This window comes from Flavobacterium sp. 270 (genome assembly GCF_004368785.1).
In the GTDB taxonomy this organism is placed as follows: domain Bacteria; phylum Bacteroidota; class Bacteroidia; order Flavobacteriales; family Flavobacteriaceae; genus Flavobacterium.
In genome coordinates this window covers 229,040-248,892 of sequence record NZ_SODM01000002.1, presented here as the reverse complement: position 1 = coordinate 248,892, position 19,853 = coordinate 229,040, and the positions used below count along the sequence as shown (strand labels likewise).

At 32.5% G+C, this 19,853-nt stretch carries 18 protein-coding genes; 6 read left to right on the top strand and 12 right to left on the bottom strand.

Translation table 11 applies throughout. From position 1 onward, the window contains the following. Positions 1-4: 4 nt before the first annotated feature. The 6 genes from EV144_RS08395 to EV144_RS08370 form a co-directional block, all read right to left on the bottom strand. Complete coding sequence (locus EV144_RS08395; protein ID WP_134147942.1) at positions 5-2,758, bottom strand: carboxypeptidase-like regulatory domain-containing protein; 2,754 nt, start codon at positions 2,756-2,758, stop codon at positions 5-7. A gap of 12 nt (positions 2,759-2,770) precedes the next feature. Continuing rightward, positions 2,771-3,496 (bottom strand): hypothetical protein, encoded by a 726-nt coding sequence (locus tag EV144_RS08390; RefSeq protein WP_134147940.1) that lies wholly within the window; start codon positions 3,494-3,496, stop codon positions 2,771-2,773. 178 nt (positions 3,497-3,674) lie between these two features. Then, a complete protein-coding gene (locus EV144_RS08385) occupies positions 3,675-5,810 on the bottom strand; it encodes a polyribonucleotide nucleotidyltransferase (RefSeq protein WP_134147938.1) in 2,136 nt (711 codons plus the stop codon). 221 nt (positions 5,811-6,031) lie between these two features. Continuing rightward, positions 6,032-6,298, bottom strand: coding sequence for a 30S ribosomal protein S15 (gene rpsO, locus EV144_RS08380; protein ID WP_134147936.1), 267 nt, complete (start codon positions 6,296-6,298; stop codon positions 6,032-6,034). A gap of 141 nt (positions 6,299-6,439) precedes the next feature. Further along, positions 6,440-7,135, bottom strand: coding sequence for a hypothetical protein (locus tag EV144_RS08375; RefSeq protein ID WP_134147934.1), 696 nt, complete (start codon positions 7,133-7,135; stop codon positions 6,440-6,442). Positions 7,136-7,168: 33 nt separating this feature from the next. After that, positions 7,169-7,624, bottom strand: a complete 456-nt coding sequence (locus EV144_RS08370; RefSeq protein WP_134147933.1) for a GAF domain-containing protein — start codon at positions 7,622-7,624, stop codon at positions 7,169-7,171. 71 nt (positions 7,625-7,695) lie between these two features. On the opposite strand from EV144_RS08370, the gene xrtF reads away from it, so the two are divergent. The 6 genes from xrtF (at position 7,696) to EV144_RS08340 (ending at position 12,442) form a co-directional block, all read left to right on the top strand. Continuing rightward, on the top strand, positions 7,696-8,232 hold the full coding sequence (gene xrtF / locus EV144_RS08365; protein WP_134147931.1) for an exosortase family protein XrtF: 537 nt from the start codon (positions 7,696-7,698) through the stop codon (positions 8,230-8,232). After that, on the top strand, positions 8,222-8,668 hold the full coding sequence (locus tag EV144_RS08360; protein ID WP_134147929.1) for an exosortase F system-associated membrane protein: 447 nt from the start codon (positions 8,222-8,224) through the stop codon (positions 8,666-8,668). The genes xrtF and EV144_RS08360 overlap by 11 nt, the downstream gene beginning before the upstream one ends. Before the next feature lie 46 nt (positions 8,669-8,714). After that, positions 8,715-9,113, top strand: coding sequence for an HYC_CC_PP family protein (locus EV144_RS08355; RefSeq protein WP_134147927.1), 399 nt, complete (start codon positions 8,715-8,717; stop codon positions 9,111-9,113). Between the two features lie 107 nt (positions 9,114-9,220). Continuing rightward, positions 9,221-11,227 (top strand): TonB-dependent receptor plug domain-containing protein, encoded by a 2,007-nt coding sequence (locus tag EV144_RS08350; protein WP_134147925.1) that lies wholly within the window; start codon positions 9,221-9,223, stop codon positions 11,225-11,227. 64 nt (positions 11,228-11,291) lie between these two features. Further along, positions 11,292-11,633, top strand: a complete 342-nt coding sequence (locus EV144_RS08345) for a heavy-metal-associated domain-containing protein (RefSeq protein WP_134147923.1) — start codon at positions 11,292-11,294, stop codon at positions 11,631-11,633. Between the two features lie 128 nt (positions 11,634-11,761). Next, the gene (locus tag EV144_RS08340; protein WP_134147921.1) at positions 11,762-12,442 is read left to right on the top strand and encodes a DedA family protein; all 681 of its coding nucleotides are present in this window, start codon (positions 11,762-11,764) and stop codon (positions 12,440-12,442) included. A 145-nt stretch (positions 12,443-12,587) separates the two neighbouring features. Here the strand turns inward: EV144_RS08340 and rodA are convergent, their stop codons facing one another. The 6 genes from rodA to purH form a co-directional block, all read right to left on the bottom strand. Then, complete coding sequence (gene rodA, locus EV144_RS08335; RefSeq protein ID WP_134147919.1) at positions 12,588-13,823, bottom strand: rod shape-determining protein RodA; 1,236 nt, start codon at positions 13,821-13,823, stop codon at positions 12,588-12,590. Positions 13,824-13,838: 15 nt separating this feature from the next. After that, a complete protein-coding gene (mrdA, locus tag EV144_RS08330; protein WP_134147917.1) occupies positions 13,839-15,800 on the bottom strand; it encodes a penicillin-binding protein 2 in 1,962 nt (653 codons plus the stop codon). Continuing rightward, positions 15,797-16,303 carry a rod shape-determining protein MreD gene (locus EV144_RS08325; RefSeq protein ID WP_134147915.1) on the bottom strand — a complete coding sequence of 169 codons (507 nt, stop codon included), beginning with the start codon at positions 16,301-16,303 and terminating at the stop codon, positions 15,797-15,799. The genes mrdA and EV144_RS08325 overlap by 4 nt, the downstream gene beginning before the upstream one ends. After that, positions 16,296-17,120, bottom strand: coding sequence for a rod shape-determining protein MreC (gene mreC, locus EV144_RS08320; protein WP_134147913.1), 825 nt, complete (start codon positions 17,118-17,120; stop codon positions 16,296-16,298). Before mreC ends, EV144_RS08325 begins: the two co-directional genes overlap by 8 nt. Positions 17,121-17,232: 112 nt before the next feature. Then, positions 17,233-18,261, bottom strand: a complete 1,029-nt coding sequence (locus EV144_RS08315) for a rod shape-determining protein (protein ID WP_007804822.1) — start codon at positions 18,259-18,261, stop codon at positions 17,233-17,235. 54 nt (positions 18,262-18,315) lie between these two features. Further along, the gene (gene purH, locus EV144_RS08310) at positions 18,316-19,842 is read right to left on the bottom strand and encodes a bifunctional phosphoribosylaminoimidazolecarboxamide formyltransferase/IMP cyclohydrolase (RefSeq protein WP_134147911.1); all 1,527 of its coding nucleotides are present in this window, start codon (positions 19,840-19,842) and stop codon (positions 18,316-18,318) included. Positions 19,843-19,853: the final 11 nt, after the last annotated feature.

The following is a 19,853-nucleotide window of genomic DNA, read 5'->3' as shown; positions in this document are numbered from 1 at the left end:
TCTTTTAAAATTTAAAATTATAAGTAATTGTTGGAATCGGAACGGCAAAAATTGAAGTCTGATACGCTTTTATCTGCCCATTTTGCGTTACAAAAAAGATCGAATACGGATTGTTTCTGCCTAATACATTGTATACTGAAATGTTCCAAAAGCTATGCGTTAATTTTTTTATTTTATGATTTCCTTCAATATTTATTCCTATATCTAGTCTGTAATAATCTGGAATTCTAAATTTGTTTCTGTCACTGTAAAGCGTGTATTCGGCGCCATTATAAACATATTTACCTATCGGATATGTTACAGGTCTTCCGGTCTGGTAAACAAAATTAGATGAAAAACTGTAACGATGTGTAAATTTATAATTCATTACAATGCTCACATCGTGAGGTTTGTCGAAATTTGTAGGGAAATAATCGCCGTTATTTACTTTCTCATCGTTAAATTGACTGTCTAGTTTTATAAATGCTCTAGAATACGTGTAACCAATCCATCCGTTAAGTCTTCCGTTAGGTTTTTTTAATAAAAATTCTACTCCGTACGATTTTCCTTCACCCTGAAGTAATTCTGTTTCTAAATCCTGGTTTAAGATTATATTGGCTCCTACTTTATAATCTAAAATATTTTTAGATGTTTTGTAATAACCTTCCAGACTTAACTCAATATCTTTATCATCTAGCTTTTTGAAAAGACCAAGCGAATATTGCAAACCGCTTTCGGGCTTTACATTCAAATCAGATAATTTCCAAGTATCTGTAGGTGCCTGAGTAGTATTGTTTGATAATAAATGAAGATATTGAAAGTTTTTATCGAAACCAGCTTTGATAAAGAAATTTTCATCAACAATATAACGCAAACCAATTCTAGGTTCAAAACCTCCAGAAGTATTAATTACTTTATTGTTGGCATACGTTTTTTCTTCAACTACTGTAGAAGGTGTTTTTGGAAAGCCATCATCATATATTTTTTGAGTTGACGGCCCTAAAGCTGCATACAAAGAATATCGGGCTCCTACATCAAGCAGTAATTTTTCTGTAATTTCAAATTTATCAGAAAAAAATATCGCCGATTCTAAACCTTTTTCGATGTCTAATTTTAAAGGATCTACAATAGAAGATGATCCGTTTGGATTTATTTCTCCCGGATTAACTTTGTATAATTTACTTTGAACTCCGTAAGTAAACTTATGTTTTTCTTTAAAAGCCGTATTAAATTTTAAACTAGCCTGAGTTTCGTCTATTTTATATTTGTAAACAAAAGATTCAGGGTTTGTCGAGTCATAGTTAATGCTAAATTTATATTCACTGTTGGTAACATTAAATTCGCTACTGGTTTTTTCGCTGTAAGCGTGTTTCCATTTTAGCGAAATAAGTCTGTTGCTGTATTGATAAAGTGAGTCTGGAGTAATGCTGTACTTGTCTTTGCTGTAATACGCAGTTCCTTCAACAGAATTGTTTTTGTTTATTTTGTGCGTGTATTTGGCAAACAAATCATAAAAAGAAGCCTCACTGTTTTTTAGATCTTCATCATCAAGACTTTTTAAGATCCAATCAGAATATGTGGCTCTTCCACCAACCAATAAACTCGCTTTGCCTTTTACAACAGGAATTGATGCCGTTAGATTGCTTGTTACGGGCCCGACACCACCTTCTCCAGTGAACTTTTCTGTATTTCCATTTTTAGAAATAATATCAAAAACAGAAGATAATCTACCTCCAAATTCCGATGGAATACCGCCTTTGTAAATGTCTACTTTGTTGATTGTGTATGGATTAATAGAAGAGAAAAAACCAAATAGGTGAGTAGGATTGTATATTGTTGCGTTGTCTAACAGAACCAAGTTTTGATCTTCTTTTCCGCCTCGAACGCTAAATCCAGATGATCCTTCACCTGCAGTTTTTATTCCAGGAATGGTTAAGGCAACTTTTAGAATATCTCTCTCTCCTAAAACCAAGGGAATATTTTTAATTCCTTCTGCTTCAATTGTTGTTACGCCCGTAATGGCAGTCCTAACATTTTGAGTGCTTTTTCCTTTTACAACAACTTCATTAAGCTGGTTTATTTTTTCAACAATAGAAAAATCTAAAGTTCCGTTGCTGTAAATCATTATTTTTCTAGAAGTATTTCTGTAAATTAGAGATTCAACTTCAATGGTACTTATTCCCGTTGGAAGTTTTAAACTATAAAAACCAGTCGCATCGGTTATTGTACTAGCCGTTGTGTTTTTTGCTTTCACTGTAATGTCTGCCAAAGGCTTGTCATCTTTTAAGTCTGTAATATGACCAGAAAGAGTATAATAATCAATATCAGAATCTATTTCTTCTTTACCAATTAATGCTATTGAAGCATCTGGAGTGTTTGCTTTTCCTTTTGTGACCGAATCGTATTGTTTGAAGAAGATTGGTGTTTTACCATTCTTAGTATCCGCTGCATTTTTAACCGGATACTTGTTGTAAATAATACTGTTTTTGGTGAAGATGATCTTATTTTTATCAATAAAAAAATTAAGATCAGTTTCTTTAAAAATTTTAGACAGTACTTCTTCTATTGTTTTGTTAGAAAACGTTCCGGAAATTAAAACCTTATTATCAAACCATTCGTCTTGAAAATAAAATTTAAAATTTGTAGAAGCTTCAATTTTCTTTAAAACTTCAATTTGTGTAATGTTACTGTAACTAATGCTAATTGTGGATTTTTGGTCTTGCGAATACATCAATTGATTTAAACCAAAAAATAATAAAATAATAGTAAAAATTCTCATTTGGATGATTTTCTAGAGATTAAAATTGTTAATGTATTTCATTAGACTTTTCATAAATAATCCAGGATCATCCTTTCTCAAATTTCTATTCATAAAAAAGAAATCGTTTATTTTTCTTTTTTTGTCAGGATACAATTTTATGATTTCTTTTTTGTCATTTACTAATGTAAATTTGTTGTCTTTTAATAGTATAAAATCGTATTTCTGCACAAATTCAATTAGAAAAAGATTGTCTTTAAGAACATTTTTTTTCTCTTTGTAATATTTTATATAGAGTATTGAGTTTTCTCCAGTAAGAGTTTCTTCATAATAACCAGGTTTGTATCCAGCAGGTAATTCTTTTAGATTAACAAATTTTTCATTCCCAATTTTAAAGAAAGTAACGGTTTCCTTGATAAGATTGCTTTGCGTATGATTTGTTTCGTTGTATGGTCTTATAATCGCTTCGTCAGCATAGATATCATATTTCAAATCTATATTATAGTAATTTTGACCATTGTAGTTAATGCTGCCATTCTTAAACTGATCAGAGATATAATAACGGTTCTGACCTTCGACAGTTTTATCAAAATTGAAATGTGCAGGTCCATTTTTGAAGTCGAGAGACTCTACACCTAAGTTTTTATCAAACCAATTATAGGTTGAAATTTCATTGTTGTTTTGACTATAAATGCTTTGAAAGCTTAGGAATAATCCAAATAAAATTATAAAATATGGTTTTTTTTGAAGTTTTTTCAAAGGATTGGTGGTTTTAATGTTTTTGGTTGGTGGCTTCAAAAATATTAAAAAAATGTTATAAAAATCATAAAAACCCGATAAAATGTAGTTTATTAATATAAGCTTAAACGAAAAACCCCAATTCAAACAAATGAATTGGGGTTTTCTATGAATAAACCTTTAGTAAACTAAGATCTGATTACTCTTTTTTGTCCTCACGTGGAGGTCTTTGTAAAAGTGCTTTTCTTGACACTTTTTCTTTTTTAGTTTTAGGGTCAACTCCTAAGTATTTCACTTGGAAAACGTCTCCCATATTAACTACGTCAGTAACATTTTCAGTACGTTCCCAAGCTAACTCAGATACGTGAAGTAATACTTCGTTTCCAGGTGCAGAAGTGTATTCTACTACAGCTCCAAAATCAAGCATTTTGATTACTTTAACTTCGTAAGCTTCTCCCATTTGTGGTTTGAAAGTGATTGACTTAATTTTAGCCAATACTGCTTCAATTCCAGCCGGATCTGTACCTAAGATTTCGATAACACCTTGCTCATCAACTTCGTTGATTACAATAGTTGTTCCAGTAGCTTTTTGTAATTCCTGAATTACTTTTCCTCCAGGTCCAATTAATGCTCCAATAAAGTTTCCAGGAATAGTTCTGGTAATGATTTTTGGTGCATGTGCTTTTACATCAGCTCTTGGTGCAGCAATAGTTTCAGTTAATTTACCTAAAATGTGCATACGTCCGTCACGAGCTTGGTTAAGGGCTTGTTCCATGATATCGTAACGTAATCCGTCAATTTTGATATCCATTTGGCAAGCAGTAATACCATCAGCAGTACCAGTTACTTTAAAGTCCATATCTCCTAAGTGATCTTCATCACCAAGAATATCAGACAATACAGCAAATTTCTCACCGTCAGTAATTAATCCCATAGCAATACCAGAAACTGGTTTTACCATTTGAACTCCAGCATCCATAAGAGCCATTGTTCCAGCACAAACTGTTGCCATAGAAGAAGAACCATTAGATTCTAAAACTTCAGAAACAACACGAATTGTATAAGGACAATCTGCAGGAATCATATTTTTTAATGCTCTTTGAGCTAAGTTACCGTGACCAACTTCTCTTCTTGAAGTTCCTCTTAATGGTTTTGCTTCACCAGTAGAGAAAGGAGGGAAGTTATAGTGTAAGTAGAATTTCTCTTCACCTTGTTCAGATGGAGAATCAATTTGGTTAGCTTCTCTAGAAGTTCCTAAAGTTACCGTAGCCAATGCTTGAGTTTCTCCACGTGTAAATAAAGAAGAACCGTGTACTCTTGGTAAATAATCAGTTTCACACCAGATTGGTCTGATGTCTGTAGTTTTTCTACCGTCAAGACGTACTCCTAATTCTAATACTACATTACGAACAGCTTCTTTGTTTGTTTTGTAGAAATATTTAGAAACTAAATCACCGTCAGCAGCTAATTCTTCTTCAGTAAATAAAGCTTTAACTTCTTCTTTTACTTCAGCAAATGCAGCGCCTCTTTCGTGTTTAGCAGAACCAACTTTTGCAATGGCATAAATTTTATCGTATGCTGCAGCTTTTACTTTTTTGTAAATTTCTTCGTTTTCTTTCTCACCTTCGTAAGTACGAATTTCTTTTTTACCAAAAGCAGCTTGTAAACGTAATTGCGCCTGAATTTGAACTTTAATAGCTTCGTGAGCAAATTTAATAGCTTCGATCATTTCAGCTTCTGAAATTTCTTTCATCTCACCTTCAACCATTGCTACAGAATCCATAGAAGCACCGATCATCATGTCGATATCTGATTTTTCTAAATCTTCTCTGCTTGGGTTGATTACTAATTTTCCGTCGATACGCGCAACACGTACTTCAGAAATTAAGTTGTAAAATGGAATATCTGAAACTGCTAATGCTGCAGAGGCAGCTAAACCAGCAAGTGCGTCTGGCATAACAGTTTCGTCATGAGACATTAATTGAATCATAACTTGAGTTTCTGCATGGTAATCGTCTGGGAAAAGCGGACGTAAAACACGGTCTACTAATCTCATTGTTAACACCTCGCTGTCGCTAGGACGTGCTTCTCTTTTGAAGAAACCACCTGGGAAACGACCAGCTGCTGCAAATTTTTCGCGATAATCTACCGTTAATGGTAAAAAGTCTACCGCTGGGTTAGAAGTACGTGCTGAAACTGCTGTTGCAAGTATCATCGTATCTCCCATTCTTACTACTACAGAACCATCAGCTTGTTTTGCTAAACGTCCTGTCTCGATTGTGATGCTTCTGCCATCACCTAAATCGATTTTTTCTACAAATAATTGTGGAATCATAATTTTTTTCCTTTTTGATTATACAATGGGTTTTAGTTGTGTTGTAGTGTTGTTGTGTGTAGTTGTTGTATTCTAAAACCCAATGAAAAACCAAACTTTTTTTAATGCCAATATCAATTTCAAAAATCAATATTAATGTGTTTGTAAATTTAAAATCTAAATCTGATGTCTAAAATTTTAAATAAAAAAAGAGGCACTTTCGCACCTCTTTTCTATATTGATTATTTTCTGATATTCAATACTTTGATAATCTCACGATATCTGTTGATTTCTTTTTTCTTCAAGTAATCCAACAAAGCTCTTCTTTTACCTACTAATAGTACAAGAGAACGCTCAGTGTTGTAATCGTGACGATTTTTTTTCAAGTGCTCAGTTAAGTGTGAAATTCTGTAAGTGAACAATGCAATTTGAGATTCTGCTTTTCCAGTGTTTGTTGCTTCACCGTGTTGTGCAAAAATCTCTTCTTTTTTTTCTTTAGTTAAATACATTCCAATATTATTTAATGATTTTTATGTATGTCATACATCTTTTGTAAGACGGGTGCAAAAATACATCTTTTTTCCGAAAAAATAAATTTAAAGATTGAAAATTTTAAAGATTATGTAATTTCAACTCAAAATAATACTTTTTTAATGATTTGATTGTGTTTTTTTATGCATTTGCTTCTGTGCCAGAGACGAATACGAATATTTTACATTGTTCTCGTCAATGCTTGTTCCGGATAATAAAACACCTTTATCATAATTTTCAGTAAAAGTAATTTTAAGAACTGTATCATTTTCCTGCCAGATACCTTGTTTTAATCCATTTTTAAGAACACCTTTTTCTGTAACAAAATTTTCAGTTCCTTCATATTCCCCGTTTCCATCCGTTACAACTTGTTCTTTGTCTTTATTCCAAAAATTTAGAATTAAAGTTTGAACAGTTTTAGTTTTAGGATTCCAAACATTCTGTTTCTCAGATTTTTTGCTTTGGTTTTCGTACCAGTTTATTTCTTTACCTTCTTTATGGTCTTCTTTGAAGTTTATAACAGATTCTTTTGAACCGTTTTTAAAATAGTAGATAAACTCGCCGTCTTTCTTCAAAATATCCTTGTCTAACGTACAGCCAGTCATTCTCTTTCTTCCATTTTTATAGAAGTCAGTCACAACATAGCGAACACTTTGTTGAGAGTAATTTGTAATTACTCTTGTGTAAATTTGATTTTCAGGTTTACATTCGCGGTTTAAAGAGTCTAAAAAGATTTTTTTAGACACCATATTAATTTGCGCAGACAGATGAACTGAAATTAGGAAAAGCAAAAATAGGAAGATGTTTCTTTTCATTCAGTTCTATTTTTTCTATTAAAAATAGTTCTTCTAGAATAATTTAGCAACTTCTTGATTTACAAATTCTAAAAATCTTTCGTCAGCTTCAGTAAAAGGATCAATTACGTGGCTGTCAATATCAATCTGACCGATGTTTTTTCCGTCAACAAATAAAGGAACAACGATTTCAGATTTTACTGTAAAACTGCAGGCAATATAATTATCTTGCGCATTAACATCCGGGACTACAAAATTAGCATTGCTTTCTGCAACCTGTCCGCAGATTCCTTTTCCAAAAGGAATTACTGTATGATCTGTTTCGGCACCTACATAAGGTCCTAAATGTAAAGTCTTAGTTTCGTGATTAGCAAAATAAAAACCAACCCAGTTATAATATTCTATATTTTCGCTTAATAACTGGCAGATTGCCAATAATTTTTCGTCTCTAACAATAGTAGTATCAGAAACAATAGCGCTTATCTTTGGTTGTAATTCTTGAAATGTCATGATGTAAAAATTTTATACAAAAGTATTTAAAGCTGAAGTCAAAAAAACATAAATTTGAAAAAAAAATTCACTTGAAAAAATATTTAATACAATTTAAACCCTTCTTAATTTTTATAAGCACTTTTTTTGCGGCTTATATTGCGCTTACAGTAGTTTATAAGATTTATTTAAATTGTTTTGAAGTTAATGAAGCGGATGGAATAACTGTAATGGTAAGCCGGAATGTAGAACAACTCATGCATTGGTTTAATTATGATGTCAAAGTTCAGAAAAACGAATCAAATGCTTGGTTCGATATTATATTCAACGGTCAGAGTTGGGCTCGTATTATTGAAGGCTGTAATGCTGTAAGTGTCATTATTTTATTTATTGCTTTTGTCCTTGCCTTTTCTGGAAAACTAAAAACAACCTTACTTTTTGTTCTTTTTGGAATTTTCTCTATTTATGTTTTAAATGTGGTTCGAATTGCTTTACTGACCGTGCTGGTATCTCATTTTCCAGAAAACACCCATTTTTTGCACGGTGTTGTCTTTCCGCTGATTATTTATGGTTACGTTTTTCTTTTGTGGATTATTTGGGTAAACAAATTCTCAAAATATGCTAAATAAGATAAAAGAGAATAAATCAAAAATTCTAATTACCATTATTGTCGTATTATGTTTTGGTGTTGTCAGGGCGTTTGAAAATCAATTGTTCTACGATCCTTTCCTGGATTATTTTGAATCTGATTTTTTAAACCGGCCTTTTCCGGAAGTAAATATTTTCAGTCTTTTCTGCGGACTTTTACTTCGATACATTTTAAATTCGGTTTTATCGCTGTTGTTGATTTATACATTATTTAAGGACAAAGAAATTTTAAAATTCACTACCTATTTATATGTTGTTTTTCTATTTCTGCTTTTAGGAATGTTTTTTATTATTCTAAAATGTTTTCCAGATGCGAGCTGGCTTCTTTTTTATGTTAGAAGATTTATCATTCAGCCCATATTTGTGCTGTTATTTATTCCCGCATTTTATTATCAGTTGCAGCATTCTAAAAAATAACATTTTATTTAACCTTTATTTCAAGTCTTTTAAATAGTTTTGCAGTATGAATTTAAAAAAGTGCACAGGATTATTTCTAGCGTTCCTATTGTTGGTTTCCAACATTGGGTTTGCTTTTGATGTGCATTATTGCGGCGGAAAAATAGCTTCGATATCTTTAAATACTACAGTTTCGGGATCTCCAGAAAAAAAATGTTGTGGTGCTTCCGAAAAAAAATCATCTTGCTGTAAAGACAAAGTGGTACATCTGGAAAAAAAATCAGATAATGCTACACTCAAGTTTTTCTTTTTTCAATTTGCATTTCCTGCCGTAATTCAGGAATACAAACCAATTGCTTTTTTATCAGTTCCAAACTTCAAAAGCAGACAGATCATTTCGTATTATTCAGATGCGAATGCGCCCCCCTTATTCAAATTATACAATCAATACATTTTTTATTCCTGATTTTAATGTTTAGAATCAAGCTGTTATAGCTTGTATTTTACTGTTTGCCTGTTTCTTGTCTGAAACTCTCAAAAACAGTTTCTAATTCACATTAAAATCAATTTTTTATGCAAAAAAATATCATGCTTTTAGTAATGATTTTGCTTTCCGTTTCTGTCTTTTCACAAGAAGATTTAGAGGAAGTAAAAGTCACTAAAAAGCAAAAAGGAATTAAAAAATCTTATACCCTAACCGCCAATACCTCAGTAATTACAAGTAAAGAATTATTGAAAGCCGCTTGTTGTAATCTGGCAGAAAGTTTTGAGACAAATCCGTCTATAGATGTCAATTTTTCTGATGCCTTAACCGGAACAAAACAAATAAAAATGCTCGGTTTAACGAGTCCATATTTAATGATTACCGAGGAAAATATTCCTTCGGTTCGAGGCGCTTCTCAGGCATACGGATTATCATTTACACCTGGAACCTGGATTGAAAGTGTTCAGATAACTAAAGGCGCCGGAAGTGTTATTAATGGTTATGAAAGCATTTCGGGACAAATTAATACCGAACTCTTAAAACCTTTAAACGACATTCCATTCTTTTTGAACGCCTACGGTTCAACCGATTCACGTTTTGAATTAAATACTCATTTTAATAAAAAATTATCCGATAAATGGGCAACGAGTTTGTTTCTTCACGGAAATACTCGCGTAGCAAAAAACGACATGAACAACGACGGATTTTTGGATAATCCGTTAGGAAAACAAGTCAATATTTTAAACCGATATCAATATTACGATCCGGAAAGCGGTTTAGTTAGTTTTATCAATTTCAGGTATATGAATGATAAAAAACAAACTGGCGAAGTAGATTTTGATAAAGACAGAGATAAGGGAACGACCAATTATTGGGGCTCAGAAATCAATACAGAACGTTTTGATGTTTCTACAAAAATCGGCTATGTTTTTCCCGATATGCCTTTTCAAAGTATTGGTTTTCAAAATGCTTTCAATAGTCATAAGCAAGATTCGTATTACGGTTTAAATCAATATGATATTAAGCAAAATAGCTTTTATTCGAATTTAATATTCAATTCGATTATCAATAACACGATGCACAAATTTACAACCGGACTAAATTTTACGTACGATCAATATCAGGAATTTGTAAACGTAAACGATTACAGCAGAATTGATAATTCGATTGGAGCATTCTTTGAATATACTTATGACAATACCGATAATTTTAGTTTAATATTAGGAGGAAGGGTAGATAATCATAACAGGCTTGGATTTTTTGTAACGCCACGTTTGCACATGCGATATAATCCATGGAAAAATGGGGTTCTTCGTTTTTCTGCCGGAAGAGGAAAACGTTCGGCGAATATTTTTGCCGAAAACCAACAGCTTTTTGCAAGTTCAAGAACTTTTTCGATTTTAGATAATAATGGAAAAATTTATGGTTTGAATCCTGAAATTGCATGGAATTATGGCGTTAGCTTTTCGCAGAAATTTAAAATTTTTAATAAAAATGCAGAAGCAGGTTTTGATGTCTACCGAACTGATTTTCAAAATCAAGCCGTTGTAGATTTGATGCAAAGTCCACAGGAAGTTTTATTTTATAATTTAAAAGGAAATTCTTTTGCAAACAGTTTGCAGATTGAATTTAATTACGAACTAATTCATAATCTAAATCTGAGAACGGCTTATAAATATTACGACATTCAAACCGATTATTTGCGCGGTACTTTTCAGCGCCCGTTACAGGCGAAACATCGTTTTTTAGGAAATTTAGAATATGAAACGGCTCTAAATGACGATAAACAATGGAAGTTTGATTATACATTTAATTGGTCTGGAAAACAACAATTGCCTTATACGGCATCAAATCCTGTGGAAGATCAATTTCCTGATTTTTCGCCCTCTTATGCAGTTATGAATTTTCAGGTAACAAGAGTTTTTTCTCCAGTTTTTGAAGTTTATATAGGTGGAGAAAACATTGGAAATTACAAACAGAAAAAAGCAATTTTGGGTGCAGAAGATCCGTTTGGTCCTAACTTTGATGCTTCAATAGCATACGCTCCAATATTTGGGCAGATGTATTATGCCGGGTTAAGATTTAAAATAAAATAAGTTAACATATCAAATTTAATAGCAATAGCAATAACAAATTTTTAAACATTAATAATTTATAAAAATGAAAAAAATAATTTTAATAATACTAGTAACTTTTGTTGGTTTTTCAGCTCAGGCACAAGCTAAAAAAAGTAAGAATTTAAAATATACAACAGAGGTAAATGGTAATTGCGAGCAATGTAAAAAACGTATCGAAAAAGCTGCTTTTGGAGTTCCGGGCGTTAAGACTGCCAATTGGGACATAACTTCACACCAATTGACGGTAATTTTAAATGAAGAAAAATCATCGACAGCAGACTTGAATAATGCGATTGCAAAAGTAGGACATGATACTAAAGAAGTTAAAGCGGCCGAAGCAGATTATGACAATTTGCATACTTGCTGCAAGTACGTTAGAGAGTAATATTTTTTGAAGCCCAAGGTAATATTTGGGCTTTTTTAATAGTTAATTTATCTTTAAAATACCGTATTTTATTGTAGTTAAGGTAAATTATTGCTACTTTCACGACTTATAAATATAACCAAACTTTTATGAATAATTTTGAATGGACACAATTAGTAAACCCTGAATTTTATATTACTTTAAGTATAGGAGGTTTTCAAATTGGTCTTTTTATTGTTTTGTTTATAGTTTTTGCTGAAACAGGACTTTTTGCAGGTTTTTTTCTGCCCGGAGATAGTTTACTTTTTCTAGCAGGTATTTATAGCCGCGACCTAATTCAAAATGTTGTAGATATTCCGAGTGATTTTGTAAATGTACTTTTACTTTCTATTGCTGTTGCAACTATGGGAGTTTTTGGTAACATGACTGGGTATTGGTTTGGTGCAAAAAGTGGTTATTATCTCTTTAAAAAAGAAGATACATTTTGGTTTAAAAAGAAATACCTTTTACAGTCTAAAGATTTCTTCGAAAAATATGGTGGAAAGGCTATAATTTATGCACGTTTCTTACCAATTTTCAGAACCTTTGCTCCAATTATTGCAGGAATAGTTTCTATGGATAAAAAGAAATTCATGTTTTACAATATTGTGAGTTCAGTTTTATGGTCTTTCATATTGATTTTTGCAGGACACTATTTATACGGCGTATTTTTAAAACAAGGAATAGATTTAAAGAAACACATAGAATACATCATTATAATCATTATTATAATCTCAACATTCCCGGTTCTTTTAAAACTCTTAAAAAAGAGACCAAGCGAAAAAATATAATAGAAATATATAAATACAAAAAAGTCCGAAGCTTAAAAACTTCGGACTTTTTTATGTATAATATCTTAAGTAGAGTCTCTAATATTTATATTTCGGTACACCCTTTGTAGCTTTGAATCTTAGCACCTTAGTACCTTTGCAGCAGCTACCATTCATTAACTTTATTAGCATCCATTTTCAAGAAAATAAAGAGTAGGATAGTAAAGCCCCAGAGTCCAGATCCCCCATAAGAAAAGAACGGTAATGGTACACCAATAGTTGGGAAAATCCCAATAACCATTGCAATATTTACAAAGAAGTGAATAAATAAAATTCCGGCAACACAATAGCCATAAACCCGGCTGAATTTTGTTTTCTGTCTTTCAGCTAAATAAATTACCCTTAAAAATAATCCAACAAAAAGTAAAATAACAACCAATGAACCTGCAAAACCCCATTCTTCACCAACAGTGGTAAAGATGTAATCTGTATGTTGTTCAGGAACAAAACCACCTTTAGTTTGCGTTCCTTCCAAGAATCCTTTTCCAATCCATCCTCCAGATCCAATAGCAATTTCCGATTGATTGGTATTGTATCCAATTCCTTTCATGTCGACCGATTTCCCAAGTAAAATATTAAAACGGTCTCTATGGTGTTGTTTAAAAACGTTATCAAAAACATAATCAACAGACAAAACAAAAGCCGAAATAATAGCCAGCAAAATAGCGCTTAAAAGCACATTTCGATCGACGGCACGTCCTTTAAAATGAATAATCATTAATACTGCCAAAGCAATTAAAATAACGACATACGGTTCTAAAACGAGTGTTAATACGAACAGTAGAATAGTTATAAAACCTGTCCAAACATACCAGGAAGGCAGACCTTCTCTATATAAAACAACAATAAAAATACTGTAAATCAAGGCACTTCCAGGATCGGGTTGCGGTAAAATAAGCATTACGGGTAAAAATACAATTGCCAATGCCTGTACCTGCCTGTTTACATCTTTTAAATTAATCTGAGAATCACTTAAATATTTGGCTAATGCAAGTGATGTAGCTGCTTTTGCAAACTCAGAAGGCTGCAAAGTAAAACTTCCAATAGCATACCAGCATCTTTGTCCTGCAATGGTTTTTCCAAAAAGAAATAAACCTGCCAATGATAAAAGTGCGACACCAAAAATAATACTGGCGTATTTTTCGTAAAACTTTCCATCAACAAAAAGCACGACAAATATCAAAGGAATTGTACAACCAATAAAAATCAATTGTTTTTGGTATGTTCCGTCTGTAGATAATAACGAAGAGGAGTAAATATTCAACCACCCTAATGTTACTAAGGCAATATAAATAAAGACACTTATCCAGTCAATGTTATTTTTTACACTTTGATTTTTCATTTGAAATAATCTTTGTTAGTTGTCAGTAGTGTCTAATGGTGTTTTTTTAATTTCTTCTTTTGGCTTAACCACTTTTGGAACAATAATTTTTGCTCTTAAAGTAGAATCTCTTGGTGTAGATTCTATAATACTGGCTGGGTTTGGAGGCGCTACTTTTGCGTATTCGCTTGCCAAACTTTTGTTTAAAACCCTAATTTCTAAATCTGTTCTTGAGATTTTTTTCTTTAGATATTTCTCAATCATCAAACTCGCAACAGGACCAGCTACAGAAGCACCAAATCCTCCGTTTTCGATCATAATGGCAATTGCAATTTTCGGATTGTCCTTAGGCGCAAAAGCTACAAATATTGAGTGATCTTCTAATTGTGTTCTTTTACCGTTTATTTTTGCAAAATTCTCTGCAGTACCTGTTTTTCCACAAATATCAATGCCTTCTACTCTCAACGCATGAGCAGTACCAAAATTATATACATCGAATAAACCACTTATAACAGGCGGGAAATATTTTTTGTCAATTGTAGTAACATGCTTTGTTGTAAACTTAGTATCAATTTTTCTTCCCTCGATTTTTTTAATGATATGAGGAGTATAGTAAAATCCTTGATTGGCAACAGTTGCCATCATATTAGCTAATTGAATAGGGGTCATTAAAACCTCTCCCTGACCAATCGCATTAGATACAATTGTTGTGCTTCTCCAGCCGCCGTTAGGATAGATTTTCTTGTAGGTTTTAGAGGTTGGAATATTTCCTCTTTTACCGATTGGTAAATCGTAACCCATAAACTGACCTAGCCCAAAACTCTTAACATGGTCACTCCAAACATCTACGGCTTGTCCCGGATCTTTATATTTATTAATCGTCAGCATATACGATTGTGCAAAATACGTATTACAAGAATTATAAATACCGTTATGTAATTGATGTGGTCCAAAACCGTGACATTTCATAAAACGGCCGCCTCCGTAGCTGAATCCGTGATGACACATAAATGTAGTCTGTTCATTAATCACACCTTCCTGAAGTGCAACCAATCCCGTTAGAATTTTAAAAGGAGATCCTGGAGGATATTCTGCTAAAAGTCCTCTGTCATATAAAGGTTTTGCAATAGAATCATGATACAAAAGCGTATAGTTTTTAGATCTTTGTCTTCCAACCAAAATTCCCGGATCATAAGAAGGGGCAGTTACTAAAGCTAGAATTTCACCAGAACCAGGTTCAATGGCTACGATTCCACCTCTTTTATTGATCATTAATTCTTCACCGTATTTTTGAAGTTCAGCATCAATAGTTAAATTGATATCTTCTCCGGCTACTGCAATAGTATCGTATTTTCCTTCTTTATAAGAACCTATTTCTCGGTTGTATTTGTCTTTCTGAATGTATTTTACACCTTTTATACCGCGTAAAATATCTTCATAGCTTTCTTCAACACCTTGTTTTCCAATTAAATCACCGCTGTTATAGTATGGGTTTTTAGCAATTATTTTTTCGTTTACCTGAGTAATAGATCCAAAAATATTTGCGCCGTAATCTACTTCGTAATCACGAAGAGATCTCTTTTGAAAATAGAAACCTTCATACTTTCTGATTTTTTCCTGAAAAGCAGCAAATTCAGATTTGTTTAACTGAGATAAAAAGACAGATGGTAATCTCGGACTATATACTTTAGCCTTTGCAATTCTTTTATCGTAATCTTCTTTTGTGATGTTTAATAAAGCACAGAACTCATTAATATTAAGATCTTCCTTTACTTCTCTAGGAATCACCATAATATCATAAGATGCCTGATTGGCAACTAATAGTTTGCCATTTCTATCGTAAATATAACCTCTTTCTGGATAATCATATTTTTTCTTAATAGCGTTATTTTCTGATTTTAGTTTGAACGAATCATCAATAACCTGCAGATAAAATATCCGAATTACTAGCAAAGATGCTGCAATAATAATTAAAGTGGGCAGCAGGACTTTTCTCATCGTTTATTAGGCTTAATAAGATATATTATTATGATTGAAGTGATTATTGTAAATATTGTACTAAACAAAGTTCGGAGCAGAATGTCCCAAATAAAATTAAATTGGAAAGCTTCTAATATAAACAATACAATATGGTGCAATAAAACCGATACGAGAATAAATGAAAACCTTTCGGGTGTCAATGATTCGTTTAGTTTTATGGTTTGATACTCGTAACTCAGACCAAATGAAAATTTAAAAATATAAGGCCTGTAATAAGCTAGTACAAGACACGCCGCAGCATGAATACCGCCAGAATTACAAAACATATCCATCGTAAGTCCAAGTAAAAAACTAGAAATGATCAGCCCGGTTCTATTACTGTTTACAGGATATAAAATAATATATAAGATGTATGGAAAAGAGCTTATGTAGCCCAGGAAATTCATATTATTAAAAATAACAATCTGAATTGCCAGCAACATAATAAATCGAAAAATATTGACTAACAATGCGCTATTCATCTTTTCCTTTGTTTTCTAAATTAATAAGTTCTTCTCTGTCTTTACTCTTGATAATGTACACGTGACCTAAATTAGTCATGTCGTTAAATAGTTTAACGTTTATAACATAAAAACTAGAGTCATCCTTTTTATATATTTTGTCTACTGTTCCGATATTAATTCCTTCAGGGAAAATTACCGACTGTCCTCCAGTAACAATAGTATCACCTTTTCTAATAGTGGCTAATCTAGGAACATCCACTAATTGAACAAAACCTGTACTTTTTCCGTCCCAGGTCAAGGAGCCAAAATGGTTTGATTTTTTTAGTTTCGCATTAATCTGCGACTTCATATTCAAAATACTAACTACAGTAGAATATCTAGGAGAAGTATTGTCTATAATACCAACAATACCAAGGCTGTTAATTACTCCCATGTCAGGTTTAACACCATCGTTTTCTCCTGAATTTAAAGTAATAAAGTTCTCATGTGTGCTGTATGAGTTGTGTATTACTTTTGAAACAATAATATCTGCAGGTTTTACTCCTTTTATACTATCAGCCAAAGGTAATTTTGTAGTGTCTTCTTTGTTGAATAAAAGACTTTTTAATCTTGCGTTTTCAAGTACAAGTTCGTCATTTTCAGTTCTTAAATTCAAGTATTCATTTACATGATTGATTCTTTCATAAACACCTCCGCTTAAAAAATTAGCAGAACTGATTAATTTGCTTCTGTGATATGAATGTGATTGAATTGTGAGAGACAACGAAATACCTAAAAGCAGCAAAAACAGCAATCGATTACTGTTTCTTATAATGAAATTAAAAATTTGCTGCATTTCTTGTTTGGTTATTTTGTTTCAGGATATGCTTATAGGTTCAAATTTTATTAGAGTTAAATATTCTCAATTCAACTCTAATAAAAGTATTTTGATTATTAGTTAAAGAATCTTATTTGATTAAGATGCTTTTGAATTTTGCAATGTTTTTAAGGGCCATTCCTGTACCACGTACAACAGCACGTAAAGGATCTTCTGCAATATAAACAGGTAAATCTGTTTTTTGAGAAATACGTTTGTCAAGACCTCTAAGCATCGATCCACCACCAGCTAAATAAATACCAGTATTGTAGATATCTGCTGCTAATTCTGGAGGAGTTTGCGATAATGTTTCCATTACAGCATCTTCAATACGCTGAATTGATTTATCTAATGCTTTTGCAATCTCACGGTAAGAAACATCTACTTGTTTTGGTTTACCAGTAAGTAAATCTCTACCTTGAACTGACATATCTTCTGGAGGACCGTCTAAATCTTCGATAGCAGCTCCAATCTGAATTTTTATTTTCTCTGCAGTACTTTCTCCAACAAATAAGTTGTGTTGCGTACGCATATAATAAACAATATCGTTTGTAAAAACGTCACCTGCAATTTTTACAGATTTGTCGCATACAATTCCCCCTAATGCGATTACAGCGATTTCTGTTGTACCACCTCCGATATCAACAATCATATTTCCTTTTGGCTGCATGATATCGATACCAATACCAATTGCTGCTGCCATTGGCTCATGTATCAAGTAAACTTCTTTTCCGTTTACTCTCTCACAAGATTCTTTTACTGCACGCATCTCAACCTCAGTAATACCAGACGGAATACATACTACCATTCTTAACGCTGGAGTAAACATTCTTTTCTTTAATGCAGGAATACTTTTAATGAACATATTGATCATTTTTTCCGAAGCATCAAAATCAGCAATTACACCATCTTTCAAAGGCCTTATGGTCTTGATATTTTCATGTGTTTTACCCTGCATCATGTTAGCTTCCTTACCAACAGCAATAATTTTGCCTGATATTCTATCACGTGCAACGATTGAAGGGCTATCAATTACAACTTTATCATTATGAATGATTAAAGTGTTTGCGGTACCAAGATCTATCGCAATATCCTCGGTCATGAAATCAAAAAATCCCATAAGTTTTTTAGGGGTTTAAAATGTTAAAAAATATTTTGAACAAAGTTAAACAAATTAATGTTTAAAATGACGTGTTCCTGTAAATACCATTGCAAGATTATTTTCGTTGCAATAATTTATGCTTAATTCGTCTTTTATCGAACCTCCTGGCTGAATTACAGCAGTTATTCCTGCATTTTTAGCTAATTCAACACAATCCGGAAACGGGAAAAACGCGTCGCTTGCCATAGAAGCACCAGTTAAATCAAATCCAAAAGCTTTTGCCTTATCTACAGCTTGTATTAAAGCATCAACTCTTGAAGTCTGACCTGTACCAGATGAGATCAATGTTCCGTTTTTAGCAAATACAATAGTGTTTGATTTTGTATTCTTGCAGATTTTAGAAGCAAAGATCAAATCTTCGATCTCCTGAGCAGTAGGTTCTGTAATTGTAACGGTTTTTAAATGCTCTTTATTATCCGTAATATTATTTCTGTCCTGAATTAACAAACCATTAAGACAAGTTCTTACTTGACGAGATGGTAATTCAACATCATTTTGAACCAATATAATTCTGTTTTTCTTCTCTTGTAAAACCTCAATCGCCTCATTATCATAAGCTGGCGCAATTACAACTTCACAAAATAATTTGTTGATTTCCTGAGCTGTAGCCAAATCAATTTTAACATTTGAAATTAAAACACCTCCAAAGGCAGAAGTCGGATCGCAAGCCAAAGCTGCTAAATAAGCTTCACTGATTGTTTTTCTAGAAGCTAATCCGCATGCATTGTTGTGTTTTAGGATTGCAAAAGTTGGTCCGTCAGTTTTAAATTCAGCAATTAAATTTACAGCGGCGTCAACATCTAGTAAGTTGTTGTATGATAATTCTTTTCCGTGAACTTTTTTGAACATAGCATCAAAATCTCCAAAAAAGAAGCCTTTTTGATGTGGGTTTTCACCATATCTTAAAACTTGGCCACCTGCAATACTTTCTTTGTAGATCGTTTCGTCTGTATTAAAATAATTAAAAATAGCTCCGTCATAATGAGAAGAAACATGGAATGCTTTTGTAGCCAATAATCTTCTGTTTTCAAGAGTTGTAGCTCCGTCTTGATTTGTAATTAAATCAAGAAGCAAGCTGTATTCGTTTACAGAAGCAACAATTACAGTATCCTTAAAGTTTTTTGCTCCGGCACGAATTAATGAAATTCCTCCAATATCAATTTTTTCAATAATATCTTGTTCGCTTGCACCAGATGCAACCGTTTTTTCAAAAGGATATAAGTCAACAATAACCAAATCAATCTGAGGAATATCAAATTCCTTCATTTGCTGTACATCACTTTCGTTATCCTGACGATTCAAAATTCCACCAAAAATTTTCGGGTGTAAAGTTTTTACCCTTCCTCCAAGAATTTCAGGAAAAGAAGTAATATCTTCAACAGGAACTACCGGAATACCAAGGTTTTTAATGAATTCTTCAGTTCCTCCAGTAGAGTAAAGTGTTACATTTTGTTCGTGTAATTTCTTAACAATTGGCTCTAAACCATCTTTCGAAAAAACAGAAATTAATGCAGATTGTATTTTTTTTGTTGTGCTCATTGTGTAGTTAT